This is a genomic window from Shewanella sp. 11B5 (genome assembly GCF_002836795.1).
Lineage (GTDB): Bacteria > Pseudomonadota > Gammaproteobacteria > Enterobacterales > Shewanellaceae > Shewanella > Shewanella frigidimarina.
In genome coordinates, this window is sequence record NZ_PJAP01000171.1 from 1 (window position 1) to 1,110 (window position 1,110).

A 1,110-nucleotide genomic window follows, 5' to 3' on the forward strand; every position below is an offset into this window, starting at 1 on the left:
TTACCTGAGTGCTCATCCCCAAAGCACAGTATACGAATAGAGAACTTAATTTTGCTTTATGTTGCATGACTATTTCCTTCTTCTTTTAATGGCTATATTGCCAATGAATTGTTGTAATAATTTTTATTTATTCTTTCCTTTTCTATCCACACGTATTAGTAAGAAAAAGGGTAGAATTTCCAATAGTTTTTAATTTGTGCCCAACGATGGGCCATACCTTCTGGCTCAAAAATGAGGAATAAGATGATGACTAAACCTATTGCCATTTCTTTGATGTAAGCCAAACCATCAACCACGGCAGGAATATTGCCCCAGTCAGTCATTTTCATTAGGCCAACACCGCTTTCTAGCACTTCTGGCAAAAACACCATAAACACAACGCCCATTAACGTGCCTTTAATAGAACCCAAGCCACCAATAATGATCATCGCTAGAAATTGAATTGACATAAATAAGGTAAAACCTTCAGCAGACACATAGCCCAAGTAATGCGCATATAACGCACCACCAATACCGGCATAAAATGAAGAAACACCAAACGATAACAAGCGATATTTATTGAGTTTAATACCCATAATTTCTGCAGAAAGGTAATGATCTCTTACGGCAATAAACGCGCGCCCTTCTCGGCTACGCATTAAATTACAACCCCAGATATACATGAAAACTAAAGCAAATAATGCCACATAAAAAAAGCTTTCATCGGTATCAAAGACAAAGCCGAACAAACTAATAGGGTCTGCAGAAGAACCCGATGAACCACCTGAGAACCAGTCGGCACGTGCAAAAAAGTCTTCCAAAATAAATTGTGCTGCGAGTGTTGCTATTGCTAAATACAAACCTTTAATACGAGAAGCAGGTAAACCAAATATCATGCCCACCCCCATAGTTAAAAAACCGGCCAGTGGAATACAAAGCAATACCGGTATACCAAATGAAGTATTCAGCCAAGCGGATGCAAACGCACCAAAGCCAAAAAAAGCACCATGACCTAAGGATATTTGTCCGGTGTAACCAACGAGAATGTTTAACCCTAAAGCAGCTATGCCCAAATACGATATTTGAATAAATAGCGTCAAGTAGTAAGCGTCAACAACAAAAGGCGCAAGA

The 1,110-nt window shown here is 39.0% G+C and carries 1 protein-coding gene; it reads right to left on the reverse strand.

Translation table 11 applies throughout. The annotated features are described in order from the left end of the window. Positions 1-155 precede the first annotated feature (155 nt). Positions 156-1,110: branched-chain amino acid ABC transporter permease (locus CXF78_RS01410; RefSeq protein WP_102035754.1), on the reverse strand; the 955-nt coding region annotated here is incomplete at its 5' end.